Genomic DNA, 20,164 nt, shown 5'->3' on the forward strand with positions numbered 1-20,164 from the left:
GGCTATTATTCTAGCCGCGCCTTCCGTTCGTTTCCCCCAATTGATCGTTTACTCGGTAACCCAGCTTTTCATGTAAGCTTGATCTTCATAATCCTTCGCTTTGTCAATCGTCTTGAGCGGTCGGAACGTGTCGATCATGACAGCAAGCTCGAGCGTTTCTTTTTTGCCGATGCTTCCTTCGATCTTACCTGGATGCGGGCCATGAGGAATACCAGATGGATGCAAGGTGATCGAAGCCTCTTCGATCCCTTTACGACTCATAAAGTTTCCCTCTACATAATAAAGCACTTCATCACTGTCGACGTTACTATGAAAGTAAGGTGCTGGTATCGACTCTGGATGATAGTCATATAATCTTGGCACGAATGAACATACAACGAAGTTATGTCCTTCGAACGTTTGGTGAACCGGTGGCGGCTGATGAATACGACCCGTTATCGGTTCAAAGTCACGGATATTGAACTTCCACGGAAAAAGGTAGCCATCCCACCCAACAACATCCAATGGATGATGGTCGAACACATGTCGATGCAAGCTGCCACGTGCTTTTGTAACGACCTCAAACTCACCCTTCTCATCATACGTATTCAGGCGCTCAGGCCCATTGATATCTCTCTCGCAGAAAGGGCTGTGTTCCATCAACTGACCGTATTCATTCCGGTAGCGTCTAGGGGTTGTGATGGCGCTCGTTGCCTCGATTACTAACCAGCGGTTCTCGTCGTTCGGAAAGACGCGATAAATCGTGCCGATGGGAATCAACACATAATCGCCCGGCTCATAGGTGATCTCACCAAACATCGTTTCAATCTTACCAGTACCATGATGAACGAAGAAAAGCTCATCTCCATCACTGTTGCGGTAAAAGTAATTCATCGATTCTGCAGGATTCACAACTCCGATCAAAACATCCTCATTCCCCAGGAAATAACACCTATCGACAACAGCATCCCCCTTTTTGTCGTATGCTGCTGTACGGAAATGACGATGCCTCAATGCATCCTGCTTCTCATACTCTGGTAAAGCATCTTTTAAATAATTCGCTTCCTTTACTGCTGTAGGAAAATGATGGTGGTAGAGGATGGACTGAATGCCTGAGAATCCTTTTGTCCCCATCACCTGTTCTCTATAAAGGGATCCATCCTCTTTCTTAAACATCGTGTGTCTCTTATGAGGGACCTCCCCCATCTTCTGGTAAAAAGCCACTCTTATTCCTCCTCTCCAACAACATTGATCAGGCTGCCGAGATGAGTAATAGAGAGTTCCACTCGATCACCAGCCTTCAACCAATCACGTCCGGTTTGCTCAAGGATACATCCGCTGCCCACGGTACCCGATCCGATTACTTCCCCTGGATACAGCGTGACATCTTTCGACGCTCGTTCGATCAATTCCCCAAATGAATAGTACATGTCTTTCACATTTCCCACGGAATAACGTTCACCGTTCACATAAGCTTCCATCTTAAGGTCGAGTTCCCCATGCAGCAATAATTCATCCGGCGTAACAAGATATGGTCCGAAAGAAGTTGCAAAATCCTTCCCTTTTGCTGGCCCGAGCCCTACTTTCATCTCTTTCGCTTGTATGTCCCGCGCACTCCAATCGTTCATGATCATGTAGCCGAATAGATAGTCGCTTGCTTCACTCGCTTTTATATTTCTACCTTTTTTCCCTATGACACAAGCTATTTCTAGTTCATAGTCTAGTTTTTCACAGTCTTTTGGTGAGGCAATAACCTCATCTGGACCTTTTACAGCATGATGATTTGTAAAGTAGAAGACGGGAATCTCGTACCATTCAGGCACCACATCAAGTTCTCTTTTGCGTCTAGCCGTAATGACATGTTCTTCAAACGCATAAAAGTCTCTTATACTAGCAGGGCAAGGAAGAGGTGCTTTCAGCTTCACATGGGACAGGTCGTGCCCATCATTTAATTCTAAACGATCAAGTGCATAATCTCCTTTAACAATTTCTAAAAGGTCATCTGGCACCTTGCCGTTAGAAGCTTGATGGACGTTATACACCTTTTCTCCCTTTAAAACCCCTGCATGCTCTTCACCTTGCAACTCATACGTGACGAATTTCAATGTCCTCAGCTCTTTCCTTCAGCCGTTGTTTTCCTTTTGAGTGTAAATGTATCGCTTGTAGCTCGAGTGTACTCCTGCCCTGCAAGTCTTCCAACAGGCTTCAAAAGTTCTGTCTTGATCTTGCCATCTTCATATAACTCATCCCGAACATGGACCATCACGACTTTCCCGATCACGAGACTGCCTGCCCCTTCACGGTCCCCAAATTCAACGATCTGATCGAGTACACATTCAAGCTGCACATCGCTCTCTTTCACCCTTGGCGGGGTAATGCACTCACTTTCAATTTTTGTTAGACCAGCTTCAACAAACTCATCTGTTTCACGATCGAAAGGTGTCGCACACTCATTCATTTGCTCAACGATCTTTTCTCCTACGATGTTGATCACAAATTCCTTCGTTTCTTCTATATTCAGCAGGGTGTCTTTCTTATCACCTTCACCCGCTTTTCGCATCGGTGCAAAGCAAACCATCATAGGATCCGCACATATTCCAGTGAAAAAACTAAATGGTGCAAGGTTTTCTCTGCCGTTACGATCGATACTAGAGACAAAGGCGATGGGGCGAGGAAGAACGGAACCGATCAGTAATTTGTATGCATCTTTCCATGCAAGTGTATCTGGTTGAACTTTCATACTGGCAACTCCTTTTCTACCATTTTCTCGTTTTTTATAAGTTGCCTCTTCGTTCTTGTTCACGTTCAATCGCCTGGAAAAGCGCCTTAAAGTTCCCTTCACCGAATCCTTTTGCACCTTTACGCTGAATGATTTCAATAAATAGCGTTGGACGGTCGACGACAGGTTTCGTGAAAATTTGGAGAAGATAGCCTTCATCGTCTCGGTCTACCAATATTTTCAATTCACGAAGCTTGTCGATTTCTTCATCGATCTCACCAACTCGCTCCGTTAACACATCATAGTAATTATCAGGAGCTTCTAGAAACTCTACACCTGCATCTCGTAATTTCGCTACTGTTGTTACGATGTCGTTCGTCAAAACAGCGATATGCTGCACACCAGGGCCATTATAGTAATCTAAGTATTCCTGAATCTGTGACTTTTTCTTTCCCTCTGCAGGTTCATTGATCGGGAATTTAATTCGACCACCGTTATGCATAACCTTGGACATTAAAGCGGAATATTCCGTACTGATGTCTTCATCGTCAAAGTGAATCATTTGTTTAAAGCCCATCACATTTTCATAGTAGGAAACCCATTCCTCCATCGACTCCACGTTCCCTACGCAATGGTCGATACCGAGAAGTCCTGTCGTCTGTGATGGAATATCACCTTCGAACTGTTTGAATCCTGGTAAAAACACGCCCTCATACTCTTTTCGTTCGACTAATGTATGAATCGTGTCACCATATGTACCGATGACAGCTTTTTTTACTGTTCCAAACTCATCGTTGTATTCTTTCGGAGGGCTAAGTTCGATCGCTCCACGCTCTGCAGCTTCTTTGTAAGCCTTTTCAACATTTTCCACAGTAAGAGCAATGTCCTTAACGCCGTCTCCATGAAGTTTGACAAAATCTGCGATTGGATGATCATTTGAAAGAGCACCTGTTAGAACGAGTCGAATATTATTCTGTTGAAGCACATAGGATACTTTCTCGCGATCACCTGTTTCTAGTCCAGAGTAAGCGACTGGCTTAAAACCGAATGCCTTACAAAAGTAATGAGCTGATTGCTTTGCATTACCAACATAAAGTTCAAGATAATCGACATCATGCACCGGGAAAAAATCTACGGTATCCTGCTGGCTACTATTCAACGTTTGTTCCTGCACGCAAATCCCTCCAATTTTTGTTAGTCAACCAGCTTAAACGTAAATCTTTTTCACAAACCTTTCAAGAGTATCTATTAAAGCCATAACGCTTTCCTGTATTGGTGCGCTTTACTCGATGTCGGTTTTCTTTTCAAATAAATGAGAGATAGGATAAATCGTCATGCTTTGTATGATGAGAGATAACAGGACTGCTCCAAACGTAATGGACAGGATATCGTGATCGATCGATGCGTTATCGACTTCTAAGCTAAGGAGCAATGCGACTGACATCGTTCCTCGTATGCCAGACCAAGTCACAAGCGAAATATCTTTCCAATCGAACTCACTACGCCAAGCTTTAAACATCTTTATGATACTCTTTAAAACCAGGAACCGAATGATGATTGAAGCTAAAAACACAAGAGTAATAAACAGCCAATGATCAAGTGCCAAATAATTTGTCGTTTCTATTCCGATCAACAAAAAGATCAATGCAAGAATACTCGGTTCAACAACTTCCCAAAAGCTGTTTAAGTACTCTCTGTAGTGTGATTCTTTGATCAATCGATCAAGCTCATAAGAAAGGACTACTCCAGCTGCAACAACGGCAAGTACGCCTGATACTTCAAGGGCTTCTGCTGCATAAAAGCTTCCATAAGCAAGAACGATGCTTAACATGACCTGATACTGACGATGATGGGTAAGACGAATCGCACGACAAACAAGATAGCTAAAAATCGCACCGATCGCTACTCCCCCTATGGATACGAGAATGAAATCATAGATGAAAGAACTCACAGAAAAAGTACGACCCTGCAACAGCATTCCTGCAAACACGCTAAAAAGAACGATACTCGTCCCATCGTTCACCATCGATTCGCCTTCCACAACATCTGCGATCTTAGGGTCTTTCGATGTTTTCTTTAAGATCGAAACGACAGATACTGGATCAGTCGGTGTCAAAATGGAAGCGACTAGTAATGCGCCAAGAAATGAAAGAGAAAGAAATGGGTCGCTCAATAAGAAGATTGCTCCTCCTAAAAGAACTGCACTCACAATAATGCCGAGTGTACTTAGCATAGAAATGATGCCTGCATGCTTTCTAAAGTGATCGAATGGGAACTGATATGCGGAGATAAATAGCAGTGCTGGTAAAAACCATTCAAAAAGAATCTCTTTTGTTATATGTACAGATTGAAAGAAGGGAATAAAAGACAAACTAATTCCAATGAGTAAGAGAACTAACGGTGCAGGAAAGTTCTTCTGTTTCGTGTCGATCGTATAAACCAGATAACCTATGAATAATAAGATTAGAATATGATGAGATCCCATGCTTCTCCCCCTTTCCATAACGTTTCTTCCCCATCATCCAAATATAAAACAGGAAGGTTTTTTTTACCTTTAAGTCAATGGTTTTAACCCTGTCCACAGTTCTTGGTCTATGCTACAATTATCTTTGTCTATAAAAAAGAGAGCAAGATCTGGTTAGCATAGGAAACGACGGAGGAGGATACGTATGAACCAGACCCCATTTATTGCCGTCGAAGGCCCGATCGGTATTGGAAAGACCTCTCTCTCCCGCGCTATTTCTGATTACTATCAGTTTAAACTTTTTCAAGAAATCGTAGAAGAAAATCCGTTCCTCGGTAAGTTCTACGGCAACATTGAAGAGTGGAGCTTCCAAACCGAGATGTTTTTTCTTAGCCATCGATACAAACAGTTAGAAGAGATGGATAAACACTATCTATCCAAACAACGTCCAGTCATCTCTGATTACCACATTTTTAAAAATAAAATTTTTGCCCAACAGACACTGAGTGACAAGCACTTTTCTAAATATATGAAGATCTACGATATTTTAACCGAGGGCATGCCTGAGCCGAACGTGATCATCTATTTGAATGCTAGCCTCGAAACGTTATTGAATCGTATTTCACAGAGAGGTCGTCAAATAGAGAAAGACATTGACCCCTCTTACCTTAAGCGATTATCGTCTGACTATGAACGGTTTATGCAGGAGTTCGAAGCACATCACCCTGATATACCTGTTCTCCGGTTCAATGGCGATGAGATGGACTTCGTTGCAAATGAACAAGATTTGCAGACCATTTTTGAATCCCTCGAATTAACCTTAAAAGAAGGAGACCCTGTATGAATTTAAGAGAAAAATACAACATTCCACAGGACGCCGTCATAACGATTGCAGGTACTGTTGGAGTTGGTAAATCTACAATTACAAGTTCACTTGCAAATGCCCTGCAATTTAGAACATCACTTGAAAAAGTTGATAATAACCCATACCTTGAGAAGTTCTATAATGACTTTTCCCGCTGGAGTTTCCACTTACAAGTTTATTTTCTAGCTGAACGATTCAAAGAGCAGAAGAGAATGTTTGAGTACGGTGGAGGTTTTGTACAGGATCGTTCGATCTATGAAGATACGGGCATCTTTGCAAAAATGCACTATGAAAAAGGAACGATGTCGAGCGTCGATTACGAAACGTACACGAACCTTTTTGAATCCATGGTCATGACGCCTTTCTTCCCACATCCTGACTTAATGATCTATCTTGAAGGATCTTTCGAGGATGTTGTCGATCGTATCAAGGAACGCGGACGTCCGATGGAACAGCAAACGCCAACTGCTTACTGGGAAGAGATGTATGAGCGCTACAACAATTGGATCGATAGCTTCAACGCATGCCCGATCCTTAGACTTAACATCAATGAATATGACCTTGTGAACGACCCGTCTTCAGTTGAACTGATTCTAAAAAGAATCGAACAGAAATTTAACCAGATTCCATTATTGAGCAGATAAATAAAGAAGGAGCTATCCGGCGGATAGCTCCTTTTTCATATAGGTATAAAACATAAAAAAACCGCTGTCTGCAAGAGACAGCGGTCATATAATCTCCAAATTATATGCGCGTTGGTAGTTCAATTAGTTAATGGCGGAGGAAGAGGGATTCGAACCCCCGCGGGCCGTTAAGCCCCTGTCGGTTTTCAAGACCGATCCCTTCAGCCAGACTTGGGTATTCCTCCGTGTGTGTTGCTTAATAACTCGGTGACACGAATAATATCTTATCACCGGTTCGGTATGAAGTCAACACTTTGAATGAGATTTTTTATTTTTTATATAAAAGGGGGATTTTCTCCCCCTTTTTTCCTTTATTTTAAAACTTCACGGCCACCCATATATGGACGCAGCACTTCAGGTACAATGACCGTACCGTCTTCTTGCTGGTAATTTTCTAATATAGCAGCAACCGTTCTTCCAATCGCTAGCCCAGAGCCATTCAACGTGTGAACAAACTCAGGTTTTCCGTTCTTTTCTCTACGGAACCTGATTCCTGCACGGCGCGCCTGGAAGTCTTCAAAGTTACTGCAAGAAGAGATTTCTCGGTAAGTTCCATAGCTCGGGATCCATACTTCGATATCGTATTTCTTTGCCGCTGTGAAGCCGAGGTCTGCTGTACACATGCTCATCACACGGTAAGGCAGCTCTAGTAACTGAAGGACCTTCTCAGCGTGTCCAGTAAGCTTCTCAAGCTCATCATAAGACTCTTCAGGCTTTACAAAACGAACAAGCTCAACCTTGTTAAATTGGTGCTGACGAATCAATCCTCTCGTATCACGACCTGCAGATCCTGCTTCTGAACGGAAGCAAGCACTAAATGCAGTGTATGCAAGTGGAAGATCAGCGCTATCAAGAATTTCATCACGGTGGAAGTTCGTAACAGGTACTTCTGCCGTTGGAATCAAGAAGTAATCTTCTTCACGAATTTTGAAAGCATCTTCTTCAAACTTAGGTAGCTGACCAGTTCCTGTCATGCTTTCGCGATTCACGAGATATGGAGGTAGAATCTCTTCGTATCCATGCTCAGATTCATGAAGATCCATCATGAAGTTAATAAGAGAGCGCTCTAGACGTGCTCCCGCTCCTTTATAGAAAGCAAAACGGCTTCCTGTAACCTTAGATGCTCGTTCAAAGTTAATGATGTTCAAATCAGTCGCAATATCCCAGTGAGGCTTTGCTTCAAAAGAAAAGTCTTTTCTTTCTCCCCATGTACGCACCTCAACATTGTCATCCTCTGTTTCACCAACAGGTACGCTCTCGTGAGGAATATTAGGAATATGTAGGAGGATTTCCTCTAACTCCCCTTCTACACCGCGAAGCTCTTCATCAAGCGTCTTCACTTCGTCCCCAACTTCACGCATCTCTTTGATCAAATGATCAGCATCCTGCTTTTCACGCTTGTATTCTGCGATTTTCTTTGAAACTTCATTACGCTTTCCTTTAAGTTCTTCAGTCTTCGCGATGAGATCTCTTCTTCGCTGATCAAGCTCTTCAAAACGGTCAAGACCAACAAGATCTTCCCCACGCTTTGATAACTTTTCTTTTACTTCATCAAAATTCTTACGTAGAACCTTTAAATCAATCATGCTTTTTCCTCCTTTTTTACGATAAGCGTCTTAGGAATACAAAAAAGCCCCCGTCCCCTTGGAAAGGGACGAGAGCTACCCGCGTTGCCACCCTGATTGCAGACAATTGCCTGCCTCTTAACAGAATAACGGTCTGCTCCGAGAAAGCTTACTAACGTTCAGCTTTCTACTCAGGGATGGATTCACAGGGTTCAACGGTCGATTCTCACCAGCCATCGACTCTCTTAGCATTGAACATCTATTACTATTTCCCGTCAACGTTTTCGTATATCTTGTATCACAAGCAGAGTTTTTATGCCCTGCTTCCTAGTACGTAATAATTTACACGAAAATTTACTCGGTTGCAAGCCCTTCTTTTTTAAACTCAAGGACCATGTCGATAAAGAGCTGATGCATGCGATCGTCATCCGTCAACTCTGGATGGTACGCACATGCAAGGAAGCGTCCGTCGCGTGCTGCAACCACTTTGTCGTTGAACGTCGCTAGAACTTCGACACCTTCTCCAACTTCTTCGATATAAGGCGCACGGATGAAGACACCGATGAAAGGCTCTTCAAGTCCTACAACGGATAACGGTGCTTCAAAGCTTTCTCTTTGACGTCCAAACGCGTTACGCTTTGCTTTTACATTCATGACGCCAATATGAGATTCCTCCATCCCGTCAATACGCTCTGCAAGCAGGATGAGGCCAGCACATGTACCAAAGATTGGCTTCTCAGCAGCAAAAGCTTTTAAAGGCTCAAGAAATCCATATTGATTGATAAGGCGGCGCATCGTTGTACTTTCGCCTCCAGGCAGCACAAGACCATCGAGGTCATCAAGCTGCTCGATGCGTTTTACAACAACGATTTCCGCTTCTTTTGTTTCTAATGCTTTCACGTGTTCTCGAATTGCACCTTGCAGTCCGAGGACTCCAACTTTCACCATACTGCTTTCGACTCCTTTAATCTATATCTAAGTAAGACCCCCACCTGGATTGCTCAGGTGGGGGTGATTGAATGAATTACCAGCCGCGTTCCTGCATGCGTTCAGTAGGCTGTAGTGAAGAAATTTCAATTCCTGGCATCGCGATACCAAGGTTTTTAGAAATCTTAGCGATCAACTCATAATCTTGATAATGAGTTGTTGCTTCGACGATTGCTTTTGCAAACTTCTCTGGGTTATCTGATTTAAAGATACCAGAACCAACGAATACACCGTCAGAACCAAGTTCCATCATTAGCGCTGCATCTGCAGGAGTAGCGATACCGCCAGCAGCAAAGTTTACGACTGGAAGACGTCCAAGCTCTTTAATTTGAAGAAGAAGCTCAAATGGCGCTTGAAGGTTTTTCGCTTCAGTCATCAGCTCATCTTCAGACATGCTTGAAATTTTACGGATTTGGGATTGAATAAGACGCTGATGACGCACAGCTTCAACAACGTTACCTGTTCCAGGTTCACCTTTCGTACGAAGCATCGCAGCACCTTCACCTACTCGGCGCAGTGCTTCACCTAGGTTACGAGCACCACAAACGAAAGGAACAGTGTACTTACGCTTATCAAGGTGATATTCTTCATCAACTGGAGTTAGTACTTCACTCTCATCGATGTAGTCAACACCCATTGATTCAAGAACACGAGCTTCAACGATATGACCAATACGGCATTTTGCCATTACTGGGATCGATACTGCGTTTACTACCTCTTCTACGATAGTAGGATCAGCCATACGAGCTACCCCGCCAGCTGCACGAATATCGGATGGAACGCGCTCAAGTGCCATTACAGCGACTGCACCAGCTTCTTCTGCAATCTTTGCTTGCTCTGCGTTCACAACGTCCATGATGACGCCGCCTTTTTGCATTTCAGCCATACCACGTTTTACGCGATCTGTACCTGTTTGTTGATTCATCTATATTCCTCCCATATTTATAATAGATAAGTGATATTTTTTTATAACCTACATTAAACGTATCTATTGTAACATTTTTTGAAGACTTGTCCTATCGTCTTCGCTTTGATTTCCTAAAAGATTTTAAAAATACTCTCCAAATTTGCATTTGAAGAGTATTCTCACCTTATTTCCTGAAAAATATTAGCTAAAAAGTCCTTTTACAGCTCCAGCTGCACTACTCCAGATACTTGAGAAAAAGCCTCCGATCGCTCTCATGGTGAGCGTGAACCAACCAGCTTTCTCAACTGAATCTGTCGTTACAAGTGGTACAGAAGAACTTTGTTCGCCTGTAATGTATCCGAACTCTTCACCAGTTACTTTTAGCATAACCTGGCCTACTTCCTCACCTTCTTTTAACGGTGCTGTTAATTCACCATCTTCAGTGAGTAATTTATCGTTCAGCTTGTAGCTCGCTTTATAAGCTTCTTCCGTGCCGTTCTGAACGATCGCATTAAACGATGCACCAGCAGCTACTTCTACTTGCTTTTCTTTCCCTTTTACAACGGGAATCGTAGAATCTTTCTCTACTTGATCACCTTTAGTAATGATTGTTTTTGCTTCAAAATTATCAAATCCGTAGTTAAGTAGTTTTGATGTTTCTTCAAAACGTGCTTCATAAGAATCTGTCTTCATCACAACTGAAATCAGGCGCATGTCACCTTGCTTTGCAGTACCTGTGAACGCATATCCTGCAAGGTCAGTCGATCCTGTTTTCAAACCATCGATCCCTTTTACAGGATACTTGTTTGAATAAACAAGTGAAGGAAGAAGCCAGTTCCAGTTCTTCATGACGATTTTATCATCCGTGCCGTCACGGAAGTTCTTCACTGGGATGCTTGCCGTATCAAGCACTTCAGGGTAGTCCTTGATCAAGTGGTAGGCAAGAAGTGCAGTCGATCGAGCAGACATCATATTCTCTTCGTTCGGTTCACCTGCTGGGTGATTTCCACGAAGGTCTTTGTTATTTAAACCAGAGCTGTTAACGAAACGGTATTCCTTCATACCCATTTCTTTCGCCTTGGCATTCATCATCTCGACAAACTTCGTCTCAGTCCCCGCAACGTGCTCTGCTAGAGCCATCGTAGCAGCATTTGCTGAATAGATCGCCATTGCTTCATAAAGCTCTTTGACGGAGTATTGAGCATCTGAACGAAGGGGTACATTGGAAAGACTTCTATTTTGAGAAAGAATATGTATATTCTCACTAATGCTTACTTGATCGTCCCAATTAATCTTCTTTTCGTGAATTTGTTCAAGTATTAAGTATTCTGTCATCATCTTTGTCATACTTGCAGGCGCGAGCGTTAAGTCTGGATCTTTTTGATAAAGAATCTTACCAGATTCGGCATCTACTAAAATCGCTGCTTTTGCGTTAATATCGGGTGCCTCTGCAGCTTCTGCATGGCTAGTACCGAAAGTTCCTGCTAAAAGTAAAACAAATGCCATGGTTAAAATCATGGCTTTAAAACCAAGGTTTTTCAACCCTTACACCTCCAACTGAGTCTCACATAACCGCTATTTTATCACAACTAAAATTAAAAAAATAGATAGAGGAAAGTCCCCTATCTACTTTTCTAACGTATTTAGTTTAATTTGTCACAGACCTGATAAAACTTCCTTCAAAAGTACTATCAAACGGAATAATTTGGCGCTTCTTTCGTCACTTGAACGTCATGAGGATGACTCTCACGAAGCCCTGCTCCAGTAATTCTGACAAATTGACTTTCTTCTCGTAACGCTTCTAGCGTTCTTGTGCCACAATAGCCCATACCAGAACGGATACCACCTAAGAGCTGATGAATCGTATCACCTAGCGGCCCTTTGTATGGAACACGGCCTTCGATGCCTTCAGGAACGAGCTTAGACATATTTTCCTGGAAATAACGGTCCTTACTGCCTTTTTCCATCGCCCCGATTGAGCCCATGCCTCGATACACTTTAAACTGACGACCTTGGTAAATTTCACGTTCACCAGGACTTTCATCTACGCCTGCAAGAAGGCTTCCGAGCATGACAGCATGTCCACCAGCTGCGATCGCTTTTACGATGTCACCTGAGAACTTGATACCACCGTCAGCAATGATACTTACTCCGTGTTTCCTTGCTTCTGTTGCACATTCATAAACCGCAGTGACTTGTGGTACACCGACACCAGCGATAACACGCGTCGTACAGATCGATCCTGGTCCGATTCCGACTTTCACAACATCTGCTCCAGCTTCGATGAGTGCTTTCGTTCCTTCTGCTGTTGCAACGTTCCCTGCAATGATTGAAAGCTCTGGATATTCTTCACGTATTTCACGAACCTTATTAATAATACCAGCAGTATGTCCATGCGCAGAATCAAGCACGATGACGTCGACACCTGCTTCTACAAGCTTACTTACACGCATGAGCGCATCAGCTGTATTTCCTACTGCAGCACCTACGAGTAGACGTCCACGGCTATCTTTCGCTGATTGTGGGAACTGAATGACTTTTTCGATGTCTTTAATCGTAATCAGACCTCTTAGCGTACCATCATCATCTACTAGAGGAAGTTTCTCAATTCTGTGCTGTTGAAGCACACGCTCTGCTTCTTTTAGCGTCGTTCCAACCGGAGCCGTAACAAGGTTTTCTTTTGTCATAACTTCTTTAATTTGAATCGAGTAATCTTCAATAAAACGCAGATCTCTGTTAGTCAGAATTCCAACTAGTTTTCGATCATCGTTCACGATCGGAACGCCAGAAATTCTATATTTACCCATGAGGTGTTCTGCATCGAATACTTGATGCTCTGGTGTTAAGAAGAAGGGATCAGTGATAACGCCACTTTCAGAACGCTTCACTCGGTCAACATGTTCAGCTTGTTCTTCAATCGACATGCTCTTATGAATAATACCAAGTCCACCTTGACGAGCCATTGCAATCGCCATAGGAGCTTCTGTCACAGTATCCATGCCTGCACTGATTATTGGGACATTCAGCTTCAAGTTCTCTGTTAGCTTTGTTTCTACAGATACTTCTCTTGGAAGCACATCAGAAAAAGCTGGTGTTAATAACACATCATCGAAGGTTAACCCTTCTTTTGCAAATTTTGTTTCCCACATCCCTTTCGTCCTCCTCTATTGATCGTTTCGAAAAATTTATTAGTAGCTTATCAATTGGTTAAACTAGTGTCAAGAAAGATTGAATAAGTTTGAATTATCAAACAGGGAGGCTGTTTATGAGATACATGGAACCATACAAAACAACATGGCATGCTTTTCACTCATCTACCTTTGTTCAACAGTATCTCAATGATTGCTATTCTAAACTAGGGTTTGATGATTCAGAGAGGAAGAGCTACGACAACTGCTACCGCTTTATATATTTTATGGAATACGGCGATCGTTACTTTAAACACGCCAATACAGCGGATACGGAGTTAAAACCGATCCTGCTTTTTTACGGCATGATCCAGCTTTTAAAAGGATGTTTACTCACTCTAGATCCGAACTATCCTGGAGATACGCTCGTTTTAGCTCATGGCGTCACATCAAGAAAGCGTAAAAAACGTCAGTACTCCTTTCTGCAGGATGAAGTGAAAGGACAGAAGAATGGGCTATTCGAATACTTTTCAAGGAAAATGTTTCATGTGAAACAAGTCGAAGGAGAGAAGTATCAAATGAATGATCTTCTTAGTCTCATTCCAGAAATGAATTCGCTATTTGAAGTGCTGTCTAATAAGACACAAAGCTATAAGCTTAACCCTACTTCACCAAACTCTTTCACAGTTTCATCGAGTATTTTAGATACCCTCAATATGACGAGCGAGCGATTTGAAAATTACCTTAACCAGCATGTTCCTGTAAAAGTAACGTCCATCTCTTCTTCTACTCGTGGAGTATTGTCAGTGAAGCTAGATGGGCTATTTGTTAACCTGAGTGGTCGACCGTTATTACATATGGGAGATGACGTCTTCCTCCCTGCTCATCGTGCTCAATATAATGATATTAATGAAGTAATGGTTCACTACCTCTTACTGTATAATCTCAGTATGATCTGTCGGTATGAAACTGAATGGTGGGGAGATTTATTCCATGCAAGAGAGTCAAACGATCTTCCTTATATATTGGAGTTCTTAGATGTAACATCGAATAAGGTTCCGAAGATGTTGTATGAGTATTTGATGGGGCAAGTATGAGGGATTAAGAGGGCTTTGAGAATGGGGAGTTAGGTGCAGTAAAGGTTGATTGGGTCTAGTGGGGGGGATTGATTAGAGCTTTTATCATCGATAATTTGGATTTATCGGCGATTTTACGCTTTTATCAGCGAAGCGTTGTTTGTAACTTTTGATTTGTTAAAAGCACATTCAGATAAAACCTTTTGGGGCGTGAATTGGGGCGATATCCGCAAAATTTTCATTTTATCCGCGATAATCATCATATATCCGCGCTTTTCGATTTATATCCGCGAAACCGGGGCATTTATCCGCGATTCTGAGAATATATCCGCGAACCACATTTCAAGAAGAGCCCCTGATGACTCAACCCCGCATTCAGACAAAACAAAAAAGCCAGAGCTCAATGCTCTGACTTCTCTCTTGCCTAGCGACGTCCTACTCTTGCAGGGGGAGAGCCCCCAACTACCATCGGCGCGCGAGCTTAACTTCCGTGTTCTCATACGGGGCGCGATAAGCGGCGAACTTCTTCGTCAGCTGCGCGATGCTGGATCCTCATAGATCTCCGAATATCTACTCCGGTCCAGCCTCACTTGCTTCCTCGAATTTCTTGCTTCTCCCACCCCTACGAAGCTTTCGAAGATGCCCTTTTCTTTCTTCTCAATGAAGGTACTTACCTTACGGTCTCGCAATAAAAACCAAAAAAGCATACAAAAAAGCCAGAGCTCAATGCTCTGACTTCTCATTTGCCTAGCGACGTCCTACTCTTGCAGGGGGAGAGCCCCCAACTACCATCGGCGCTGAAGAGCTTAACTTCCGTGTTCGGCATGGGAACGGGTGTGACCTCTTCGCCTTCATCACTAGACTTACAGGATGTAAGTCGTTCGATGTTCACCACAGGACGTGGTGGAACTTAGTCGAACTTCTTTTCATTCCCTGAAAACTAGATAGCACTCGCAACGTATTCCAATATGTTTTAGGTTAAGCCCTCGATCGATTAGTATTCGTCAGCTCCACGTGTCGCCACGCTTCCACCCCGAACCTATCAACCTCATCATCTCTGAGGGATCTTACCAGCTTGACGCTGTGGGAAATCTCATCTCGAGGGGGGCTTCATGCTTAGATGCTTTCAGCACTTATCCCTTCCACACGTAGCTACCCAGCTATGCTCCTGGCGGAACAACTGGTACACCAGCGGTGTGTCCATCCCGGTCCTCTCGTACTAAGGACAGCTCCTCTCAAATTTCCTGCGCCCGCGACGGATAGGGACCGAACTGTCTCACGACGTTCTGAACCCAGCTCGCGTACCGCTTTAATGGGCGAACAGCCCAACCCTTGGGACCTACTTCAGCCCCAGGATGCGATGAGCCGACATCGAGGTGCCAAACCTCCCCGTCGATGTGGACTCTTGGGGGAGATAAGCCTGTTATCCCCAGGGTAGCTTTTATCCGTTGAGCGATGGCCCTTCCATGCGGAACCACCGGATCACTAAGCCCGACTTTCGTCCCTGCTCGACTTGTAGGTCTCGCAGTCAAGCTCCCTTGTGCCTTTACACTCTGCGAATGATTTCCAACCATTCTGAGGGAACCTTTGGGCGCCTCCGTTACTCTTTAGGAGGCGACCGCCCCAGTCAAACTGCCCACCTGACACTGTCTCCGCACCGGATCACGGTGCTGGGTTAGAATGTCAGTACAGCCAGGGTAGTATCCCACCGACGCCTCCACCGAACCTAGCGGTCCGGCTTCTATGGCTCCTACCTATCCTGTACAAGCTGTACCAAAATCCAATATCAGGCTACAGTAAAGCTCCATGGGGTCTTTCCGTCCTGTCGCGGGTAACCTGCATCTTCACAGGTACTATAATTTCACCGGGTCTCTCGTTGAGACAGTATCCAAGTCGTTGCACCTTTCGTGCGGGTCGGAACTTACCCGACAAGGAATTTCGCTACCTTAGGACCGTTATAGTTACGGCCGCCGTTTACTGGGGCTTCGATTCAGAGCTTCTCCCGTAAGGGATAACCCCTCCTCTTAACCTTCCAGCACCGGGCAGGTGTCAGCCCCTATACATCGCCTTGCGGCTTGGCAGAGACCTGTGTTTTTGCTAAACAGTCGCTTGGATCTTTTCACTGCGGCTCCCCTGGGCTATTCACCCGAGGAAGCACCCCTTCTCCCGAAGTTACGGGGTCATTTTGCCGAGTTCCTTAACGAGAGTTCTCCCGATCGTCTTAGGATTCTCTCCTCGCCTACCTGTGTCGGTTTGCGGTACGGGCACCTCTTTCCTCACTAGAGGCTTTTCTTGGCAGTGTAGAATCAGGGACTTCGGTACTTAAATTCCCTCGCCATCACGACTCAGCCTTCACGGTGAACGGATTTGCCTATTCACCAGCCTAATCGCTTGGACGCGCATGTCCAGCAGCGCGCTCTCCCTATCTTTCTGCGTCCCCCCGTCGTTCAAACGGAAAGGAGGTGGTACAGGAATATCAACCTGTTATCCATCGCCTACGCCTTTCGGCCTCGGCTTAGGTCCCGACTAACCCTGAGCGGACGAGCCTTCCTCAGGAAACCTTGGGCTTTCGACGGACAAGATTCTCACTTGTCTTTCGCTACTCATACCGGCATTCTCACTTCTAAGCGCTCCACCAGTCCTTTCGGTCTGACTTCGCAGCCCTTAGAACGCTCTCCTACCATTGTCGTAAGACAATCCACAGCTTCGGTGATACGTTTAGCCCCGGTACATTTTCGGCGCAGCGTCACTCGACCAGTGAGCTATTACGCACTCTTTAAATGATGGCTGCTTCTAAGCCAACATCCTGGTTGTCTAAGCAACGCCACATCCTTTTCCACTTAACGTATACTTTGGGACCTTAGCTGGTGGTCTGGGCTGTTTCCCTCTCGACTACGGATCTTATCACTCGCAGTCTGACTCCCGCGGATAAATCGTTGGCATTCGGAGTTTGACTGGATTCGGTAATCCGGTAGGGACCCCTAGTCCAATCAGTGCTCTACCTCCAAGATTCTTGCCGCGAGGCTAGCCCTAAAGCTATTTCGGAGAGAACCAGCTATCTCCGGGTTCGATTGGCATTTCACCGCTACCCACACCTCATCCCCGCATTTTTCAACATGCGTGGGTTCGGGCCTCCATTCAGTGTTACCTGAACTTCACCCTGGACATGGGTAGATCACCCGGTTTCGGGTCTACGACCACGTACTCCTTCGCCCTATTCAGACTCGCTTTCGCTGCGGCTCCGCCTTCTCGGCTTAACCTTGCACGGGATCGTAACTCGCCGGTTCATTCTACAAAAGGCACGCTGTCACCCATTAACGGGCTCCAACTAGTTGTAGGCACACGGTTTCAGGTTCTCTTTCACTCCCCTTCCGGGGTGCTTTTCACCTTTCCCTCACGGTACTGGTTCACTATCGGTCACTAGAGAGTATTTAGCCTTGGGAGATGGTCCTCCCGGATTCCGACGGGGTTTCACGTGTCCCGCCGTACTCAGGATCCGTCTCGGAGGGCAGCGGATTTTGACTACAGGATTGTTACCTTCTCTGATGGACCTTTCCAGGTCGCTTCGTCTATCCGTGCCTTTGTAACTCCAATGAGACGTCCTACAACCCCAGAGGGCAAGCCCTCTGGTTTGGGCTGTTTCCGTTTCGCTCGCCGCTACTCAGGAAATCGCGATTGCTTTCTCTTCCTCCGGGTACTGAGATGTTTCAGTTCCCCGGGTATGCCTTTTACTTCCTATGTATTCAGAAGTAAATACCATCCCATTACGGATGGTGGGTTCCCCCATTCGGAAATCTCCGGATCAAAGCGTACTTACTGCTCCCCGAAGCATATCGGTGTTCGTCCCGTCCTTCATCGGCTTCTAGTGCCAAGGCATCCACCGTGCGCCCTTAGTAGCTTAACCTTAGATTTCGTTAGAAACAGTGTTCTAACGTCATCGGTGCACATCGTTAGATGTGACTAACTAAGTTATAACGCAAAAAATAATAATTATTGGATGTCGTTGTTTGTGCTATCTAGTTTTCAAGGAACATGAAAGAATACAATCATTCTTTCAAAACTAAACGAAACGCTCATGCAAGTTTGGCAACCAATGTTGCCTCGTAATTCTCCATAGAAAGGAGGTGATCCAGCCGCACCTTCCGATACGGCTACCTTGTTACGACTTCACCCCAATCATTTGTCCCACCTTCGGCGGCTGGCTCCAAAAGGTTACCTCACCGACTTCGGGTGTTACAAACTCTCGTGGTGTGACGGGCGGTGTGTACAAGGCCCGGGAACGTATTCACCGCGGCATGCTGATCCGCGATTACTAGCAATTCCGGCTTCATGCAGGCGAGTTGCAGCCTGCAATCCGAACTGAGAACGGCTTTATGGGATTCGCTTCACCTCGCGGTGTTGCTGCCCTTTGTACCGTCCATTGTAGCACGTGTGTAGCCCAGGTCATAAGGGGCATGATGATTTGACGTCGTCCCCACCTTCCTCCGGTTTGTCACCGGCAGTCACCTTAGAGTGCCCAACTGAATGCTGGCAACTAAGATCAAGGGTTGCGCTCGTTGCGGGACTTAACCCAACATCTCACGACACGAGCTGACGACAACCATGCACCACCTGTCACTCTGTCCCCCGAAGGGGAACGTCCTATCTCTAGGAGTGGCAGAGGATGTCAAGACCTGGTAAGGTTCTTCGCGTTGCTTCGAATTAAACCACATGCTCCACTGCTTGTGCGGGCCCCCGTCAATTCCTTTGAGTTTCAACCTTGCGGTCGTACTCCCCAGGCGGAGTGCTTAATGTGTTAACTTCAGCACTGAGGGTGGAACCCCCCAACACCTAGCACTCATCGTTTACGGCGTGGACTACCAGGGTATCTAATCCTGTTTGCTCCCCACGCTTTCGCGCCTCAGCGTCAGTTACAGACCAGAGAGCCGCCTTCGCCACTGGTGTTCCTCCACATATCTACGCATTTCACCGCTACACGTGGAATTCCACTCTCCTCTTCTGCACTCAAGTCCCCCAGTTTCCAATGGCCCTCCACGGTTGAGCCGTGGGCTTTCACATCAGACTTAAGAGACCGCCTGCGCGCGCTTTACGCCCAATAATTCCGGACAACGCTTGCCACCTACGTATTACCGCGGCTGCTGGCACGTAGTTAGCCGTGGCTTTCTGGTTAGGTACCGTCAAGGTACCGCCCTATTCGAACGGTACTTGTTCTTCCCTAACAACAGAGCTTTACGACCCGAAGGCCTTCGTCACTCACGCGGCGTTGCTCCGTCAGACTTTCGTCCATTGCGGAAGATTCCCTACTGCTGCCTCCCGTAGGAGTCTGGGCCGTGTCTCAGTCCCAGTGTGGCCGATCACCCTCTCAGGTCGGCTACGCATCGTGGCCTTGGTAAGCCGTTACCTTACCAACTAGCTAATGCGCCGCGGGCCCATCCTACAGTGTTAGCCAAAGGCCAACTTTCAACGTTGCATCATGCGATGCTACGTGTTACCCGGTATTAGCTCCGGTTTCCCGGAGTTATCCCAGTCTGTAGGGCAGGTTGCCCACGTGTTACTCACCCGTCCGCCGCTGAGAAATGGGAGCAAGCTCCCATTTCTCCGCTCGACTTGCATGTATTAGGCACGCCGCCAGCGTTCGTCCTGAGCCAGGATCAAACTCTCCGATAGAAAAGTTCAATCTAGCTTAAAAACAATGTTTGTTTCCGTAGAAACAATTTCTTGCATGGCGTTTCGTTCAGTTTTCAAAGATCGATTTGTTTCTTTCATTTGCGCCGTGTTTATCGGCGACTTA

General features: G+C 45.3%; 13 protein-coding genes, 1 tRNA gene, 3 rRNA genes and 1 other annotated feature. Of the genes, 3 read left to right on the plus strand and 14 right to left on the minus strand.

Going from position 1 to position 20,164, the window contains the following annotated elements; genetic code table 11:
- Positions 1-48: 48 nt before the first annotated feature.
- The 5 genes from ACXADT_RS03590 to ACXADT_RS03610 form a co-directional block, all read right to left on the minus strand.
- A complete protein-coding gene (locus tag ACXADT_RS03590) occupies positions 49-1,185 on the minus strand; it encodes a homogentisate 1,2-dioxygenase (RefSeq protein WP_474834639.1) in 1,137 nt (378 codons plus the stop codon).
- Positions 1,186-1,205: 20 nt separating this feature from the next.
- A complete protein-coding gene (locus ACXADT_RS03595) occupies positions 1,206-2,084 on the minus strand; it encodes a fumarylacetoacetate hydrolase family protein (RefSeq protein ID WP_474833215.1) in 879 nt (292 codons plus the stop codon).
- A gap of 5 nt (positions 2,085-2,089) precedes the next feature.
- Positions 2,090-2,719, minus strand: coding sequence for a flavin reductase family protein (locus ACXADT_RS03600; protein WP_270182955.1), 630 nt, complete (start codon positions 2,717-2,719; stop codon positions 2,090-2,092).
- A gap of 34 nt (positions 2,720-2,753) precedes the next feature.
- The gene (gene hppD / locus ACXADT_RS03605) at positions 2,754-3,872 is read right to left on the minus strand and encodes a 4-hydroxyphenylpyruvate dioxygenase (RefSeq protein WP_270182956.1); all 1,119 of its coding nucleotides are present in this window, start codon (positions 3,870-3,872) and stop codon (positions 2,754-2,756) included.
- 108 nt (positions 3,873-3,980) lie between these two features.
- Positions 3,981-5,183: a cation:proton antiporter gene (locus ACXADT_RS03610; RefSeq protein ID WP_474833217.1), complete on the minus strand. Its 1,203-nt coding sequence runs from the start codon at positions 5,181-5,183 to the stop codon at positions 3,981-3,983.
- Positions 5,184-5,367: 184 nt separating this feature from the next.
- Here ACXADT_RS03610 and ACXADT_RS03615 point away from each other — a divergent pair, with 184 nt between their 5' ends.
- Both ACXADT_RS03615 and ACXADT_RS03620 read left to right on the plus strand, forming a co-directional pair.
- Complete coding sequence (locus ACXADT_RS03615; RefSeq protein WP_270182958.1) at positions 5,368-6,006, plus strand: deoxynucleoside kinase; 639 nt, start codon at positions 5,368-5,370, stop codon at positions 6,004-6,006.
- Positions 6,003-6,671 (plus strand): deoxynucleoside kinase, encoded by a 669-nt coding sequence (locus tag ACXADT_RS03620; protein ID WP_270182959.1) that lies wholly within the window; start codon positions 6,003-6,005, stop codon positions 6,669-6,671. The genes ACXADT_RS03615 and ACXADT_RS03620 overlap by 4 nt, the downstream gene beginning before the upstream one ends.
- Before the next feature lie 131 nt (positions 6,672-6,802).
- Here ACXADT_RS03620 and ACXADT_RS03625 read toward each other — a convergent pair.
- From ACXADT_RS03625 to guaB, 6 genes are all read right to left on the minus strand, one after another.
- A tRNA-Ser gene (locus ACXADT_RS03625) sits at positions 6,803-6,895 on the minus strand.
- Between the two features lie 126 nt (positions 6,896-7,021).
- Positions 7,022-8,296 (minus strand): serine--tRNA ligase, encoded by a 1,275-nt coding sequence (serS, locus tag ACXADT_RS03630; RefSeq protein WP_270182960.1) that lies wholly within the window; start codon positions 8,294-8,296, stop codon positions 7,022-7,024.
- 61 nt (positions 8,297-8,357) lie between these two features.
- Positions 8,358-8,563 (minus strand) — a binding site (T-box leader).
- 66 nt (positions 8,564-8,629) lie between these two features.
- Positions 8,630-9,223, minus strand: coding sequence for a pyridoxal 5'-phosphate synthase glutaminase subunit PdxT (pdxT, locus tag ACXADT_RS03635; RefSeq protein ID WP_270182961.1), 594 nt, complete (start codon positions 9,221-9,223; stop codon positions 8,630-8,632).
- A 76-nt stretch (positions 9,224-9,299) separates the two neighbouring features.
- Complete coding sequence (gene pdxS / locus ACXADT_RS03640; RefSeq protein WP_270182962.1) at positions 9,300-10,187, minus strand: pyridoxal 5'-phosphate synthase lyase subunit PdxS; 888 nt, start codon at positions 10,185-10,187, stop codon at positions 9,300-9,302.
- Positions 10,188-10,370: 183 nt separating this feature from the next.
- Positions 10,371-11,687 carry a serine hydrolase gene (locus tag ACXADT_RS03645; RefSeq protein ID WP_474834641.1) on the minus strand — a complete coding sequence of 439 codons (1,317 nt, stop codon included), beginning with the start codon at positions 11,685-11,687 and terminating at the stop codon, positions 10,371-10,373.
- Positions 11,688-11,860: 173 nt separating this feature from the next.
- A complete protein-coding gene (gene guaB / locus ACXADT_RS03650) occupies positions 11,861-13,318 on the minus strand; it encodes an IMP dehydrogenase (protein ID WP_270182964.1) in 1,458 nt (485 codons plus the stop codon).
- 116 nt (positions 13,319-13,434) lie between these two features.
- Here guaB and ACXADT_RS03655 point away from each other — a divergent pair, with 116 nt between their 5' ends.
- On the plus strand, positions 13,435-14,394 hold the full coding sequence (locus tag ACXADT_RS03655) for a YaaC family protein (protein WP_270182965.1): 960 nt from the start codon (positions 13,435-13,437) through the stop codon (positions 14,392-14,394).
- Between the two features lie 724 nt (positions 14,395-15,118).
- Here ACXADT_RS03655 and rrf read toward each other — a convergent pair.
- The 3 genes from rrf to ACXADT_RS03670 all read right to left on the minus strand — a co-directional run bounded on the left by rrf (position 15,119) and on the right by ACXADT_RS03670 (position 20,040).
- Positions 15,119-15,235: ribosomal RNA gene (gene rrf / locus ACXADT_RS03660) — 5S ribosomal RNA — on the minus strand.
- 112 nt (positions 15,236-15,347) lie between these two features.
- Positions 15,348-18,277 (minus strand): 23S ribosomal RNA (locus tag ACXADT_RS03665).
- Between the two features lie 213 nt (positions 18,278-18,490).
- Positions 18,491-20,040 (minus strand): 16S ribosomal RNA (locus tag ACXADT_RS03670).
- Together the 16S, 23S and 5S rRNA genes form the textbook arrangement of a ribosomal RNA operon.
- Positions 20,041-20,164 lie beyond the last annotated feature (124 nt).

The organism is Anaerobacillus sp. ABR4_321 (assembly GCF_056158505.1).